Source organism: Lichenibacterium minor, from assembly GCF_004137685.1.
Lineage (GTDB): Bacteria > Pseudomonadota > Alphaproteobacteria > Rhizobiales > Beijerinckiaceae > Lichenihabitans > Lichenihabitans minor.
The window spans coordinates 37,999-50,448 of sequence record NZ_QYBB01000031.1 but is presented as its reverse complement, the minus strand read 5'-3'; the positions used below and the strand labels follow the sequence as shown (position 1 = coordinate 50,448).

17 protein-coding genes and 1 tRNA gene are annotated in these 12,450 nt (G+C 69.0%); 5 read left to right on the top strand and 13 right to left on the bottom strand.

Features of this window, described 5'->3' with window-relative positions:
* Positions 1-65: 65 nt before the first annotated feature.
* From D3273_RS20465 to D3273_RS20455, 3 genes are all read right to left on the bottom strand, one after another.
* Complete coding sequence (locus D3273_RS20465) at positions 66-620, bottom strand: hypothetical protein (protein ID WP_129228753.1); 555 nt, start codon at positions 618-620, stop codon at positions 66-68.
* A 31-nt stretch (positions 621-651) separates the two neighbouring features.
* The gene (locus D3273_RS20460; protein WP_129228752.1) at positions 652-1,824 is read right to left on the bottom strand and encodes a DNA cytosine methyltransferase; all 1,173 of its coding nucleotides are present in this window, start codon (positions 1,822-1,824) and stop codon (positions 652-654) included.
* A gap of 185 nt (positions 1,825-2,009) precedes the next feature.
* Positions 2,010-3,218, bottom strand: a complete 1,209-nt coding sequence (locus tag D3273_RS20455) for a tyrosine-type recombinase/integrase (RefSeq protein WP_129228751.1) — start codon at positions 3,216-3,218, stop codon at positions 2,010-2,012.
* A gap of 94 nt (positions 3,219-3,312) precedes the next feature.
* Here D3273_RS20455 and D3273_RS28390 point away from each other — a divergent pair.
* Positions 3,313-3,404 (top strand) — tRNA-Ser (locus D3273_RS28390).
* A 242-nt stretch (positions 3,405-3,646) separates the two neighbouring features.
* Here the strand turns inward: D3273_RS28390 and D3273_RS20450 are convergent.
* Complete coding sequence (locus D3273_RS20450; RefSeq protein ID WP_129228750.1) at positions 3,647-4,246, bottom strand: hypothetical protein; 600 nt, start codon at positions 4,244-4,246, stop codon at positions 3,647-3,649.
* A 217-nt stretch (positions 4,247-4,463) separates the two neighbouring features.
* Between D3273_RS20450 and D3273_RS20445 the strand changes: the two genes are divergently transcribed.
* Positions 4,464-4,748, top strand: coding sequence for a hypothetical protein (locus tag D3273_RS20445; RefSeq protein ID WP_129228749.1), 285 nt, complete (start codon positions 4,464-4,466; stop codon positions 4,746-4,748).
* 10 nt (positions 4,749-4,758) lie between these two features.
* On the opposite strand, the gene D3273_RS20440 is transcribed toward D3273_RS20445, so the two are convergent.
* Complete coding sequence (locus D3273_RS20440; RefSeq protein WP_129228748.1) at positions 4,759-5,220, bottom strand: hypothetical protein; 462 nt, start codon at positions 5,218-5,220, stop codon at positions 4,759-4,761.
* Between the two features lie 246 nt (positions 5,221-5,466).
* Here D3273_RS20440 and D3273_RS20435 point away from each other — a divergent pair, with 246 nt between their 5' ends.
* Positions 5,467-5,721: a hypothetical protein gene (locus D3273_RS20435; RefSeq protein WP_129228747.1), complete on the top strand. Its 255-nt coding sequence runs from the start codon at positions 5,467-5,469 to the stop codon at positions 5,719-5,721.
* Here the strand turns inward: D3273_RS20435 and D3273_RS20430 are convergent.
* Positions 5,715-5,918, bottom strand: a complete 204-nt coding sequence (locus D3273_RS20430) for a hypothetical protein (RefSeq protein ID WP_129228746.1) — start codon at positions 5,916-5,918, stop codon at positions 5,715-5,717. The genes D3273_RS20435 and D3273_RS20430 overlap by 7 nt on opposite strands.
* A complete protein-coding gene (ddpX, locus tag D3273_RS20425) occupies positions 5,915-6,478 on the bottom strand; it encodes a D-alanyl-D-alanine dipeptidase (protein WP_129228745.1) in 564 nt (187 codons plus the stop codon). Before ddpX ends, D3273_RS20430 begins: the two co-directional genes overlap by 4 nt.
* 147 nt (positions 6,479-6,625) lie before the next feature.
* Here ddpX and D3273_RS20420 point away from each other — a divergent pair, with 147 nt between their 5' ends.
* A complete protein-coding gene (locus tag D3273_RS20420; protein WP_129228744.1) occupies positions 6,626-7,330 on the top strand; it encodes a hypothetical protein in 705 nt (234 codons plus the stop codon).
* Positions 7,327-7,815 carry a hypothetical protein gene (locus tag D3273_RS20415; RefSeq protein WP_129228743.1) on the top strand — a complete coding sequence of 163 codons (489 nt, stop codon included), beginning with the start codon at positions 7,327-7,329 and terminating at the stop codon, positions 7,813-7,815. The genes D3273_RS20420 and D3273_RS20415 overlap by 4 nt, the downstream gene beginning before the upstream one ends.
* A 44-nt stretch (positions 7,816-7,859) precedes the next feature.
* Here the strand turns inward: D3273_RS20415 and D3273_RS28385 are convergent, their stop codons facing one another.
* The 6 genes from D3273_RS28385 to D3273_RS20390 all read right to left on the bottom strand — a co-directional run bounded on the left by D3273_RS28385 (position 7,860) and on the right by D3273_RS20390 (position 12,239).
* Positions 7,860-8,225, bottom strand: coding sequence for a response regulator (locus tag D3273_RS28385; RefSeq protein ID WP_165359593.1), 366 nt, complete (start codon positions 8,223-8,225; stop codon positions 7,860-7,862).
* A 107-nt stretch (positions 8,226-8,332) separates the two neighbouring features.
* Positions 8,333-8,539: a hypothetical protein gene (locus D3273_RS28380; protein WP_165359592.1), complete on the bottom strand. Its 207-nt coding sequence runs from the start codon at positions 8,537-8,539 to the stop codon at positions 8,333-8,335.
* Positions 8,540-8,717: 178 nt separating this feature from the next.
* Positions 8,718-9,542, bottom strand: a complete 825-nt coding sequence (locus D3273_RS20405) for an SDR family NAD(P)-dependent oxidoreductase (protein ID WP_129228741.1) — start codon at positions 9,540-9,542, stop codon at positions 8,718-8,720.
* Positions 9,543-9,563: 21 nt separating this feature from the next.
* The gene (locus tag D3273_RS20400; RefSeq protein WP_129228740.1) at positions 9,564-10,088 is read right to left on the bottom strand and encodes a gluconokinase; all 525 of its coding nucleotides are present in this window, start codon (positions 10,086-10,088) and stop codon (positions 9,564-9,566) included.
* Between the two features lie 22 nt (positions 10,089-10,110).
* The gene (locus D3273_RS20395) at positions 10,111-11,103 is read right to left on the bottom strand and encodes a UDP-glucuronic acid decarboxylase family protein (protein WP_207210853.1); all 993 of its coding nucleotides are present in this window, start codon (positions 11,101-11,103) and stop codon (positions 10,111-10,113) included.
* Positions 11,104-11,204: 101 nt separating this feature from the next.
* On the bottom strand, positions 11,205-12,239 hold the full coding sequence (locus D3273_RS20390; protein ID WP_165359591.1) for a LacI family DNA-binding transcriptional regulator: 1,035 nt from the start codon (positions 12,237-12,239) through the stop codon (positions 11,205-11,207).
* Positions 12,240-12,450: the final 211 nt, after the last annotated feature.

Genomic DNA, 12,450 nt, shown 5'->3' with positions numbered 1-12,450 from the left:
CCTTCATCTGGACCGCCTCAGCCGCCAGCGTCATGGCCAAGCTCAGGGTGCATCAAACGAATGACTCAGAGCACTAGAAGCCGGTTTAGTGCATCGAACTGGTTGACGATGGCGGTAGGGGAGTTTTCGTCCACGGACAATCTTAGTCCGCGGGATCGAACGGTGATTTCGCCCTGAAGCCCATCATTGAGCGAAACTGCTAGCTGGTTGATATGCCCCTCGCCCGCTGGATGTCCGGCAAAGCGTTTTTCGCCAGAGACAAATTGGAAGTCGGAGAGAAACTCGCCTTCAGCCGCGGTTCCTGATTTAATACGCATCTTGTAGGACTGACCACCCCAGCCAATTCCAAACTCCAGAAAGCTGCCTTTGTAATGCTGGTTGACTAGGTCATTGAAGCTCGCACCTCTCAGAGCTGGCGAGCTATAATCTAGAACGGTCGGAATTATTATACCGTCAATCTGCTGCCGGGCTGCGCTAGCAAGAATTGGAAGTAGTCTAAGCGCGGCACTTTTCCCCGCACTGTTGTGGCCGAAAAGCAGCGTCAATGGCCTGAGTTCCATTACCTGCATCTGATCGAATGAGCGATATCGTCCAAAATCGACGTATTTTAAACCTTGCATTTGTATCATTCCAGGTGAGAGAGATCCCACGTTAGGCAGCTTCGGTCATGATCTGGCCGCCTACAACTAGATGCCGAAGCAGGCGATCGCGTAGAAACTTAACGACAGGAACTGCCAATCCATCACCTATGACTTTGAATGCATGATCATAGATCGGAGGCAGCATGTACTGCGCCGGTAAACCCATCAGTTCGGCTGCTTCTCGTGCAACGATTTGCCGAGATTTGATGGTTTTCCCTTCAACCACCACAATTCTGGGCCTCGATCCGCCGCCGCGTGGGGTTCGCAGGCAACCAAAGGTTTCGTTGAAACTGACCTCAGCACGTTGCTCATTGCGACCGCCCGCTGGACGCATGCGCAGGTAAAGGCTACCGATGGCTGTCCCACCTCGGTGGCCTGCGTCGTTAAGCCGATCAAGGTTTATAGCTGACATAAGGGCCATGAGCCTGGCGGTTTCGTCAGCTGAATGCCATTTGATCTCGTCCCTTTCACGCCCGATGATTTGGGATAGCGCGATCTGCCGCTGCGGCGCTGTTCCCAAGTCCCACCAAATCCAGTCTTCGATGTTTGCCGCAGAGAGATGCTTTCGTGCTCTTTGGATAGGATCGGGATGCCACGGTAATATGGGATTTCTACTTGACACGCCCTCATACGCATCATCTTCCTTACGGACTGCAATAATGAACACTCGAGGCCTGGACTGAGGAAGGAACAGTGACGCATCCACTACGACTGCACCTGAGCGATAATTGTTCTCCGAAAGAGACTTAATCGTCGCAACGAAGTCCGATCCGCCGTTCACCGTCAGCAATCCGAGAACGTTTTCTAAAACTAAGACTCTTGGTGCACGATCGTCGGCGTCCAATCGACGAACAATGTCCATCATGCTCCAAAAGGCGCCGGACCGAGTTCTGAGCAGAGCTGCCTGCTGACCTAATCCCCGTCCTACTCCGGCGACCGACGTGTCCTGACAAGGGAACGAGGCCCATACTAGGTCAGCTCGGCCGGGCAGCTGGTCGATGGTTACCGCTGCGATGTCACCCGCAATAAATTCTTTCGATCCCCAGTTTCTGAGATAAACGTCGGCTTTCATCCGGTCTACGTCATTGGCGAATAGGCATTCCCACGTGCCTTCCAAGCCCGCACGCGCCATACCTCCGCCCGCAAAGAACTCGTAGTAGGTCGCCTTGACCGGAACCGACATACGACACCTCAGTTCTGGCACGGCTGGACGGAATTCCGGTTAGGTCCGGCCTTCCCTCCACCCCAGGGTGACATACTACAGCGCTTTCCGAAACGCATCGCTAACCTCAACAAGGGAGGCGGGGTCGCGCCGATGAGATTCGAAAGCGTCGAAGCTTCGTTACCAAAAACGTGAAGGAGGCATCTCTAGGCTGGCGCGGACATGTCAGCGAACAGGCGAGGCGCGCCTCGGGCGATGAACTCTCGTCGCTTACCCGCCAGCACTTTCGCGTAGGTTGTTTCGATCATGCGCACGCTCGTCCCGCAGTTCTCGGCCACAACGTTCAGCGGTACGCCGGCTTCAATAGCTCGCGAGATGTAGGAGTGGCGGAGGGCATAGAAGGTCCCGCTTGGGTCCAGTCCAGCCCCTACAAGCGCCCGCTTCATCGGCCGAACCTGATGGCTCGCACCCCAAGCGCCACCGTCAGCACGGGCCAGCAGCGCTTCATCTTTTGCCCGAGCGCCAGCAACACGAGCGAAAAAGGTGACCGCCTCCGGCTGAAGAATGACGGTGCGGGCGCCCGTCTTGCCGCTCGGAACGCGAAGCGATTCGCCCTCATGATCGAAATGACGCACCTGACAGGCTGCCAACTCTCCATACCGCGCCCCGGTCAGGAAACCGGCGGTCAGCAGGTCGCTGAAGGCCGTGTCGTCGGACGCTTCCAGAAGCCGCAGAACCTCGGTCGCTTCGAAATGCACCTCGCGCGCCCGTCCGACTCGCTGGAACGGCTTCACGAGCCGCCATGCACTGTCGTTCGACAGCCCGTTCGCCGGGTCACCTACAGCGTGGTTCAGCAGCGCCTTCACGATGCTCAGAACTCGATTCGCCGTGTCCTGGCTCTTCCGTCGCTGTTCGGCATCGCCGCCAGCCCGCACGAGGCCATCGCGCCAGCTCTCCAAGGCGGTTCGGGTGAGATCTCCAATGTATGTCGTCCCGAAGCGCGGCAGGAAGAGCCGGGTCAGGCGTAGGCGCGCGTCGTTTGCGGTTCGCCGATTTCGCGCTTCGAGGCTGCCCAGGTAGGCGAGGGCCGCACGCTCGACGGTGAGGGGCGCGTTCCGCGCTGCCCCTTCCTGATCGCCACGCGCCATCAGCTTCGCCGCGGTCTGCGCTTCCCAGAACGTCAAAATGCTGTTGGTGTCGCTCTCATCATGATCGTCAGCGGTGCCAACGCGCTTCGTCCAGGCTGCACCGTCGCCGCTAGCGACCCGCACGACCCACGTGCCGGCTGTCGCGTTGCGCCGATAGCCGAGCGAGATGCCGGGCGCGACCCGAACGAAAACAGGCTTCTTTGCCACCGGTAGCTTGAGTCGATTGGCCCGTGTTTCAAGCTTCGGGGCGCGGGTGCTCTGGGCCATGGTGTCCCGTTTGTGTCCTGTCGGCGGGCCTAAACTCTCGCACACCGGGCTGGACAGCGCAACCTTGTCATGCGACGTTTTTCAAGCAATGCCAGCGCGTTAGCTGGACTGCACTGGACGCCAATGGACGCCCGGTGATGCCCTCTCACGGCGAAAACCGGGGTTCGATTCCCCGTGGGCGCGCCATTCCTGACGCGGTCAGCGGCTTCAAGCCGACATCCTCACCTCATGTGTCGCTCGATATCGCGCATCCGCGCAGAGTCGCCCTGGAATGTCAGGCCGGTGCCGCGGACGCCCCTACGATGAACGATCCCGCGCCCCGATGGCTGGATCGGCCCTCACCGCCGCGGAACCTCCGTCGCGCCCCGCGCTCCCCTTCGAGGGAAGCGCGGGGTGCGGGTCCGCGTCGCGATGCGACGGCGGGCCGATCACTCGGTGGCGGCGGCCCGCGTCGCGACGGCTTCGAGGACGGGATGGGCCCGCGACCCGATGCCGAAGGCCGACACGACCTTGTCGTGCAGCTTCGTGGACAGTTGCTCGGCCATCGCGGCATGCCCGGCGGCCTGGGCCGAGGCTCGTTCGAGCGACGCAGCTCTCTGGTCGGCGGCGGCGGCGCGGGCTTCGGCGGCGTCGCAGCGCGCCTTCAAGGCGGACGCGTCCTGTTCTGAGGCTTCGGCCTGGGCCTTCAGGCCGGACGCCAGCCGCTTCCACTGCTCGATCGTCTCGTCCTGTTCCGCGAACTGCGTGCGGGCCCGTTCGCCGGACTCTTCGAGCTCGCGTTCCAGGTTCTGGCACCGCCCGATCAGGAGGTCGAAGGCCTGGGCGGCCCGCTCCAGCAACTCGGACGCCATGTCGAAGTCGCGACGGGGATGGGCGGCCGGGACCGCCGCGGTGGCGGGCGCTTCGGCCGCCGGGACACGGCCCTGATCGAAGAAACGACGCATGAGCGTGTCGATCTCGGCCTGGTCGACCGACGTCGGGGCTTCGGCTGTCGTGTCCGCCTTCGGCACTTGTTTGACGCTCGCCAACGTGTGTCCTTTTCGCGATCTTGATAGTGCCATCATGTGCGCCATGATTAACGCTGCGTCAATAACATGGAATGGCCGGCCGGCCGTTCGGCGGCCCGTCCGAATGCACGGGATCGCCCGGCCCGCCGTGGCCGCCCGGCGACCCGCCGCCGATGCCGCGGCGCGCGGATCCGGACGGCGCCCGCCGCCGTTCCATGGACGATACCCGGGAGCCACCATGAAGACCACGACCCTGTCGCTGTTCCTCGTCGCCGCTTCGGCGGTCCCCGCCGCCGCGGACGGCTTCGACGAGGGGCAGGCGAAGTCCCGCATGGAAGCGGCGGGCTACGCGGACGTCGCCCGGATCCACGAGGGCAACCTCGGCGACTGGATGGCCCAGGCCACCCGGGACGGCCGGCCCGTGATGGTCGTGCTCCATCCGGACGGAACCGTGGCGCTCAGGCAGCAGGTCGACACGCCGCCGCCCCAGCCCGTCCCGGGGGCCGCGCCGGCCAAGCCCTGAACCGTACAGGTCAGCCGGGGCCGAGCCGCGCGGCGATCTCGGCGCGGGCGTCGTCGAGAACGCGGCCGAGGGCGGAGGCGAGCCCGTCGAGCCCCGCCGCCCGGGCGCGGGCGGTGAGGGACGACAGGCCGTCCTCGATCGCCTTCAGGGCGGCACGGTCGGGCGGCGTCGGCAGCGGGTCCTGCAGCGGCAGGGGCGGCATGCCGGGTTGGCCCAGGGCGCCCGAGCCGCGGAACACCGTGCGGTACAGGGAGCGCGCGGCGTCGAGCGGGACATCGACCGTGCCGGCATCGGGACCCTGCGCCCCGCAGTCGAGCACCTCGACGAAGCGGTTGTCGTAGCCGAGCGCCGGGATGGAGCGGGCTTCGACGAGAAGGCTCGCGGCATCGGTCCCGACCAGCGCGGGCATGCGGGTCATGGTCGAATAGGCGACGAATCGGGGCGCTCCGGCCGGGCGGGCGGGCGAGGTCATGGCTTCTCCTGGCACGGACGGGGGCGGGCCCGAACCGGGCCCCCGCGTCTGGGGTCGGCGACGAGCCTAGCGGCCCGGACCTTGACGAAGCTTTGCCGCCGGCCCATGGCGGCCCGGACGGGGCGCGGGGGTTGTCGGACCCGAGGGTCCGAACCCACATGCACGGCTCAACGGGCCGCCGTGGCGCCCGGACCCCATCGTGGCGGTCCGGCTCTCGGCAGTCCCACTCGAACAGGACAGGTCTTCATGCGGATCGTCGGAGCTTTCAGCGTCGCCCTGGTCGTCGGTCTGTCGTCCCCCGCCTGGGCGGGGGCCGAGAACCTCAGCCCCGAGTTCCGCCAGCAGGCGGTCCAGGCCTGCACGGGCGACGCCGTCCGGCTCTGTCCGCAGACCCTCCTCGACGAGGAGCAGACCGCCGCCTGCATGAAGAAGTTTCGCGCCCAGCTCAGCCCCGGCTGCCGCGCCGTCTACGACAAGGGCATCCGCACCCAGGCTCATTGAACGGGGGCGTTCCTCGGCAGCGGCCGGGGGCAGTTGACCGTCATGGTGCCGATGAACGTGCCCGGCGGGCACGCCATCCGGATCTCGGCCGCCGCGGCGCGAGGCACCGCGAAGGTCGCCGGCGGCGCGTCCCGCGCGCAACCCGCCAGGGTGGCGGCCAAGGCCGCGGCCGCGGCGATCCCGGCGGCGGCCCTCACGGCGCCGCATCCATGGGGCCGTTCGGCACGTCGGCAGCGGACAGCGCGGGATAGTTGTCCCGCCCGGGCAGGTGATAGTGCCACCATTCCGGCCCGTAATGCTCCCAGCCCCGGGCCGTCATCAGGCCCAGCAGCAGCGCCCGGTTGCGGATCGCCTCGGCGGGCAGGCCTTCGACGCGGTCGTGCGCCGACAAAGGGGTGAAGTCGTCGAACCCTGTGCCCATCGCGAGTTCCTCCCCGCTGACGGCATCGGCCAGCGTCAAGTCGACGGCGATGCCGCGCGGATGGGTGCCGCCCCCGCGCGGGTCGGCCACGAAGGTCTTGTCCTCCGCGGCGTGCCAGAACGCCCATTGCGCTTCGAGCGGCCGGAAGGCGTCGAAGACCTTCAGCTTCAGCCCCAGCGCGGCGGCATGGCGGGCGGCGGCCAGGAGAGCGTCGCGCGCGGGCGGGCGGAGCAGCGCCACGGCCCGGCCGTAGATCGCGCGCCCGAGCAGGTTGTCGACGGAAGCGTAACGGAGATCGAGCAGGATGCCGTCGGCATCCGTGATGGGGATCAGCATGCGGGCACCATGCCCGAGCGCGGCCCCGCCCTCAACCCCGCCGCAAACGGGCGCCAGTGTGGGTCGGAGCGGGGCCGCCGGCGGCTCGCCCGTGCGATCGGCGGAATTTTGTGGGATATTTTCCCACATGATGTTAGGGGGATCGGTATGCCGTCATCCAAGCCCCGGTTTCCCTTCAGCGCCGCGATGCTCGCCCTCGTGGCGGCTTCGGCGGCGGGCCCCTGCGCCTCTGCGGAGATCAAGGTGGCGCCCTCGGGCGGCGCCGTCGAGCTCAGCGGCATCATCGAGCCCGGCGACGACCTCAAGCTCGTGGCCGCGCTGGCGGCGGCCCCGTCTCCCCGCACCCTGCGCCTGTCGAGCCTCGGCGGCAACGTCCAGGCCGCGCTGGCGCTCGGCGAAACGGTGCGGCGCGAGGGCATCGGCACGGACGTCCCGGCGCGGGGCGTCTGCGCTTCGGCCTGCGGCCTCGTGTGGCTCGCCGGTGCGCCGCGCGCCATGGGCCAGGACGCGCATGTCGGACTCCACGCCGCCTACCTCCGCCGCAACGGCGTCAGCGTCGAGACGGGAGCCGCCAACGCGCTGATCGGCGCCTATCTCGGCCGCCTCGGCCTGGACGATCGCGCGATCGTGTACCTGACCAGCGCCGCGCCCGACGAGATGACCTGGATCCTGCCGGCGGATCGCCAGCGCTACGGCATCGCCTACGAGGCCGCATCGGCGCCGACGGTGGCTTCCGCCGCGCCGGGCGAGCACTTCCTGTCGAAGCCCATGGCGCTGGCGGGCGCCATCGCGTCGGCGGCCGTCGCGGCCGTCGACCGGCTCCTGGGCCACGCCCCCGCGGGCCCGCGATGAGGGCGACGCTGCCGCGCTTCAGCGCGGGACTGGTTCTGTGCTTCGGCGCGGCGACTTCGGGCTGCGCCCTTCCGGTGCAGGGCGAGATGGATCGGGTGTCGGGCGTCGCCCGTTACGCCACCTCCTACGACCACGTCGTCGGCCCGCGGGCCAACCTGCTCGACCGCGCCCTGGCGGACTGCCCCGAGAAGACCGTGAAGGCCGAAACGGCCTGCGTGCGGCAGGGGGTCGATGCGGCCCGGCCCTCCTCGAAATCCCTCGTCGCCCTCGTGCCCGGCTGCCGTGCCGGGCAGGTCTGCCATTACGACCACACCACCCGCGACCGCCTCGGCTTCGTCCAGGCCAGCGCGACCGAGTACGTCAAGCGCTGGCGCATCGACCTCGACTTCCGGCATCCCGCCCCCGAAGCCGCGCAGGTGCCGATCACGGTGATCGACCGCGACGATTTCGACGCCAGCCCGCCCCCGCCGGCCAAGCGGGGCTGATCGTCGGGCTCGACGCGGGGGCAAGCGCCGCGCCGGCCCTGCCGTCAATCGTCCTGCTTGGCGTCGATGATGGCGTTGAGCACGTCGATCGCCATCCAGGGCTTGCCGATATACACGACCCGGGGCCCGAGCTCGGCGGGCCGCTCCGAGAACCGGCCCGACGTGACCACCACCGTGATGGCGGGATGGGCCTCGGTGATGGCCCGGGCGATGCGCAGCCCGTCCGTGGCGCCCATCAGCCGCACGTCGGTGAACACCGCCGCCACCGTGTCGGGATGGTCCTGCACATAGGCGAGGGCCCGGTCACCGTCCTCGAAATCCACCACGTCGAGGCCCGCCGACGCGAAGGTCTCGATCGCGTATTGGCGCAGCAGCGGTTCGTCCTCGATGACGACGATGGCGCGGTCCATGGCGAAGGCTCCCGAGGCGGCACGACCCGTCGGACGTCGCCCCGGCGGGGCCATCCGGCGGTCAACGCCGGGGACGGCGTTTCGGCCACGCGGAAAGCGCCCGGCCGCTATTCGGTCGCGACGCCGAACCTGAGCCCGCCCGAGCCGCACTTCGACACGGTGGCGAGGACCAGCCACGTGGTCGTGCAGGGCACGGCGGGCGAGCGTTGCGCGACGCCCTGCCCCCGCAGCGCGGCTTCCGGCGGCGGCGCGCTCGCACAGCCGCCCAGCGCGGTCGCCGCCGCCAGCGCGAGCGCTCCCATGATACGTCGCATCCCGTCTCTCCTCCGGCGGCGGCCCGCGCCGCGCGCCCTGCCCCGCTCCCGCGCGCCGGGGCCGCGGCGCACGGGATCCCGCGTCGAACCGAAGCCCTACCATCCCGCCCCTCCGCCCGCGATGGCGCGGCGGACACGGTGGCGGCAGAAACGCAGCGCTGTCGCGGTCCGGCCCTCCTCAGGCCGGGGCGACGGCCCAGCCGGCGGGCTCCGACGCCTGCCCGGCGGCCTCCGCCCCGGGCAGTTCGGGGCGCCAGCGCTTGGCGTCGATCCGCCGACCCGTGAACCCGCCCGACGCGTCGGACGCGAGCCACAGCAGCGGCGGCACGACGATCGCCGGGCGCAGCATGGCGGCGCGGGCGTCCGCACCGACGGAAGCGGGGATCAGGCCGGTCTCGGTGGCGCCACCCGGCAGCAGCGCGTTGACGGTCACGCCGGTGCCGGCGAAGTCCTGCGCCCACACGATCGTCTCGGATTCCAGCGCCGCCTTGCTGGGCCCGTAGGGCGAGAACCCGGCCCGGCGCATGGTTTCGTGGTTCATGGAGATGTTGACGACGCGGCCGCGGCCGGATGCGATCAGCGATGGAGCGGCGGCGCGGGCCATGAGGAACGGGCCATTGACGTTGGTGTCGACGATGTCGCGCCACACCGCCGGCTCGACCTCCCAGAAGCGCGTCGGCGTCGTCAGGAAGTCGTCGCTGACGAGCCGCATGCCGCGGCCGGCGTTGTTCACCAGCACGTCGAGGCGCCCGAAGCGCGCCACCGCGAACGCGACGGCCGCGGCGCAATCTTCCGGCCGCGTGACGTTGGCGGCGAGCGGCAGGACCGTTCCCGGCCCGGCTTCGGCGGAAACGGCTTCGACCTCGGCGAGGCTCCGCGCCGCCGTGGCGACCACGCGAGCCCCCGCGGCCGCGAGGCCCAGCGCCATGGCCCGACCGAGGCCGCGGCCCCCTCCGGTGACGATGGCGACGCGTCCGGCGAGGGGGAACTGGGCATCGACCATGGGCGAAACCTCCGAAACCTGTCAGCGCCCGAGCCGGCCCGCGATGTCGGCGACGATGCCCTCGGCGGGGCCGTCGGCCGAAACCGTGGACACGTCGGCCTCGTCGGGCCCCGGTCGTTGCAGCGTGTCGAACTGGCTCTGCAGGAGCTGCTTCGGCATGAAATGGTGGACGCGCTTCTTCAGCCGGCGCTCGATCTCGTCGAAGCCGACGTCGAGGAAGGCGAAGCGCACGCGGCCGCCCGTGCCGTCGCGCAGCCGGTCGCGATAGGAGCGCTTCAGCGCCGAGCAGGCGACCACCACGCCGCCTGCCGCGGCGCGGTCATTCAGCGCCGCGGCGACGCGGTCGAGCCAGGGCCACCGGTCGTCGTCGTCGAGCGGGTGTCCCGCATGCATCTTGTCGACGTTGGACTGCGGATGCAGGTCGTCGCCGTCGAGGTAGGGCAGCCCCAACCGCCCCGCGAGCTGCGCCGCGATGGTGGACTTGCCGGAACCGCTCACCCCCATGACGACGAGGGGCAGCGGTTCGGCGGTGTCGGCGTCCTGCATGGCCATGTCCTGTTGCGCGGCGTCAGGCGACGCGGCTGCGCGCCGCGCTGACGCGCATCGGCGGCGCGTCCTGGAGGTCCAGGAGCGAGCGGAAATAGGCGATCGTGCGCGCCAAGCCGTCCTTCAGCGCCGTCGTGGGCTGCCAATCGAGCTCGGCCTTGGCGCGGGCGAGATCGGGGCGGCGCTGGCGCGGGTCGTCCTGCGGCAGCGGGCGGTGGACGAGGCGCGACCGCGTGCCCGTCATCTCCACGACCGTGTGGGCCAGCTGCTGGATGGTGAACTCGCCGGGGTTGCCGAGGTTGACCGGGCCCGTGACGCCGCGCGGCGTCGCCATCAGGCGCATCAGCCCGTCCACGAGGTCGTCGACGAAGCAGAAGGACCGCGTCTGCGAGCCGTCGCCGTAGAGGGTGATGTCCTCGCCCTTCAGGGCCTGCACGATGAAGTTCGACACCACGCGGCCGTCGTCCGGGTGCATGCGCGGCCCGTAGGTGTTGAAGATGCGCGCCACCTTGATGTCGACGCCGTGCTGGCGGTGGTAGTCGAAGAACAGCGTTTCGGCGCAGCGCTTGCCCTCGTCGTAGCAGGAGCGCGGGCCGATCGGGTTGACGTGGCCCCAATAGGTTTCCGGCTGGGGATGCACGGACGGGTCGCCGTAGCATTCCGAGGTGGAAGCCTGCAGCACCGGCACCTTCAGGCGCTTGGCCAGGCCCAGCATGTTGAGCGCGCCGAGCACGCTGGTCTTGGTGGTCTGGACGGGGTCGGACTGGTAGTGGACCGGCGACGCCGGGCAGGCGAGGTTGTAGATCTCGTCCACCTCCACGTGCAGCGGGAAGCACACGTCGTGGCGCATCACCTCGAACCGCGGGTCGCCCATCAGGTGGGCCACGTTGCGCCGCTGGCCGGTGTAGAAGTTGTCGACGCAGAGAACCTCGTCGCCGCGGGCGAGGAGCGCTTCGCACAAGTGGGAGCCGACGAAGCCGGCACCGCCGGTGATCAGCACGCGTTTCTCGGTCAAGTCGTTCTCCCGCGGGGCCGCCACGCCGTGATCCGGCGGCCGGGATCAACTTACCTCGCACCCGCGCCGCTGCGCAAATGGCGCGCGTCGCCCCCCGGGGATCAGCGCCGGGCCGCGGGCGGCGGCGCCGTGGTGTCGCGCACCACGAGGCGGGGATGGATCTCCACCCGGGCGGGGTGGCTCCGCCCGGCCAGCCGCGCCAGGATGTAGGCCGCGGCGCGCTGGGCCATCTCGTCGGCGGGGATCTCCATGCTGGTCAGGGCCGGCACGGTATGGGCCGAGGACTGCAGGCTGTCGTAGCCGACGATCGACAGGCGGCCCGGGACGTCGAGCCGCCGCGCCCGGCACTCGATCAGCGCCCCGTAGGCCAGCACGTCGCTGGAGCAGAGCAACGCCGTGGGGTTCCCGGTGTCGAAAAGCCGCGCGAGGCCGCGGCGCCCGCCCTCGATGGTGAAGGCTTCCTCGACGATGCGCTCCGCCGGCAGGTCGATGCCCCGGGCCGCCAGCGCCGCGACGGCGCCGGCGACCCGCTGCTCGACCCGGTCGTTGTCCTTGCGGGCGCCGGCCAGCATGGCGAAATCGCGGTGGCCCAGCCCGTGGAGGTGGTCGACGACGCGGACCATGGCGGCGAAGTTGTCGAAGCCCACCATGGGATGGGGGAACTCGGGCCAGAACGTGTAGGTGGTGAGGAAGGGCAGGTCCTGGATCTCGAGCAGCTCGTAGAGCTCCGGGCGATGGGTGTGGCCGACCAGCACGAGCCCGTCGATGCCGCGCTCCACCAGGAGGCGCGCCTGGAACAGCTCCCGGTCCGGCGAATAATCGGACGTGGTGACAACCAGCGCGTAGTTCTGGCGCGCCAGCCCGTCCTGCAAAGTGCCGATGAAGTCGGCGTAGATGGGCTGCCTCAGGGTCGGCAGGATCACGCCGACCATCTGCGAGCGGCGGGACCGCAACGCCCGGGCGGCCCCGTTGCGCGTGTAGCCCAGCTCGCGCACCGCCGCCTCGACGCGCAGCCGCGCATCCCGGTTGACGGATTCGGGGCTGTTCAGGACGCGCGACACGGTCGCGGCCGAGCATCCGGCCGATCGGGCGACGTCGCTCAGGCGGACGGGGGACCGCTTGGCATCCTCGATCAAGGCATGCGCCGGGCGGCGGGCTCGGGAGTCGGTCTCTGGCGGCGCAAGGGTAACTCCAGGTCCGGGCGGCCCCGGTCGGGTGGACGACGACGGGATCATATTCAACCGCGAGAGTCTGTCACCTTCGTCGCATGCGACGGTGCGCCGTGCCGTCGCACCCAGCCCCCGGCCGGTCGGCGGGCCGCGGGCCGCATCCCCCAATCGCCTAAAT

Bases quoted from the DNA above. Each gene is read 5' to 3' on its own strand.
- D3273_RS20465 (WP_129228753.1), bottom strand. From the start codon at position 620: ATGCAAGGTTTAAAATACGTCGATTTTGGACGATATCGCTCATTCGAT.
- D3273_RS20460 (WP_129228752.1), bottom strand. From the start codon at position 1,824: ATGTCGGTTCCGGTCAAGGCGACCTACTACGAGTTCTTTGCGGGCGGA.
- D3273_RS20455 (WP_129228751.1), bottom strand. From the start codon at position 3,218: ATGGCCCAGAGCACCCGCGCCCCGAAGCTTGAAACACGGGCCAATCGA.
- D3273_RS20445 (WP_129228749.1), top strand. From the start codon at position 4,464: ATGAAGACCACGACCCTGTCGCTGTTCCTCGTCGCCGCTTCGGCGGTC.
- D3273_RS20440 (WP_129228748.1), bottom strand. From the start codon at position 5,220: ATGACCTCGCCCGCCCGCCCGGCCGGAGCGCCCCGATTCGTCGCCTAT.
- D3273_RS20435 (WP_129228747.1), top strand. From the start codon at position 5,467: ATGCGGATCGTCGGAGCTTTCAGCGTCGCCCTGGTCGTCGGTCTGTCG.
- ddpX (WP_129228745.1), bottom strand. From the start codon at position 6,478: ATGCTGATCCCCATCACGGATGCCGACGGCATCCTGCTCGATCTCCGT.
- D3273_RS20420 (WP_129228744.1), top strand. From the start codon at position 6,626: ATGCCGTCATCCAAGCCCCGGTTTCCCTTCAGCGCCGCGATGCTCGCC.
- D3273_RS20415 (WP_129228743.1), top strand. From the start codon at position 7,327: ATGAGGGCGACGCTGCCGCGCTTCAGCGCGGGACTGGTTCTGTGCTTC.
- D3273_RS28385 (WP_165359593.1), bottom strand. From the start codon at position 8,225: ATGGACCGCGCCATCGTCGTCATCGAGGACGAACCGCTGCTGCGCCAA.
- D3273_RS28380 (WP_165359592.1), bottom strand. From the start codon at position 8,539: ATGCGACGTATCATGGGAGCGCTCGCGCTGGCGGCGGCGACCGCGCTG.
- D3273_RS20405 (WP_129228741.1), bottom strand. From the start codon at position 9,542: ATGGTCGATGCCCAGTTCCCCCTCGCCGGACGCGTCGCCATCGTCACC.
- D3273_RS20400 (WP_129228740.1), bottom strand. From the start codon at position 10,088: ATGCAGGACGCCGACACCGCCGAACCGCTGCCCCTCGTCGTCATGGGG.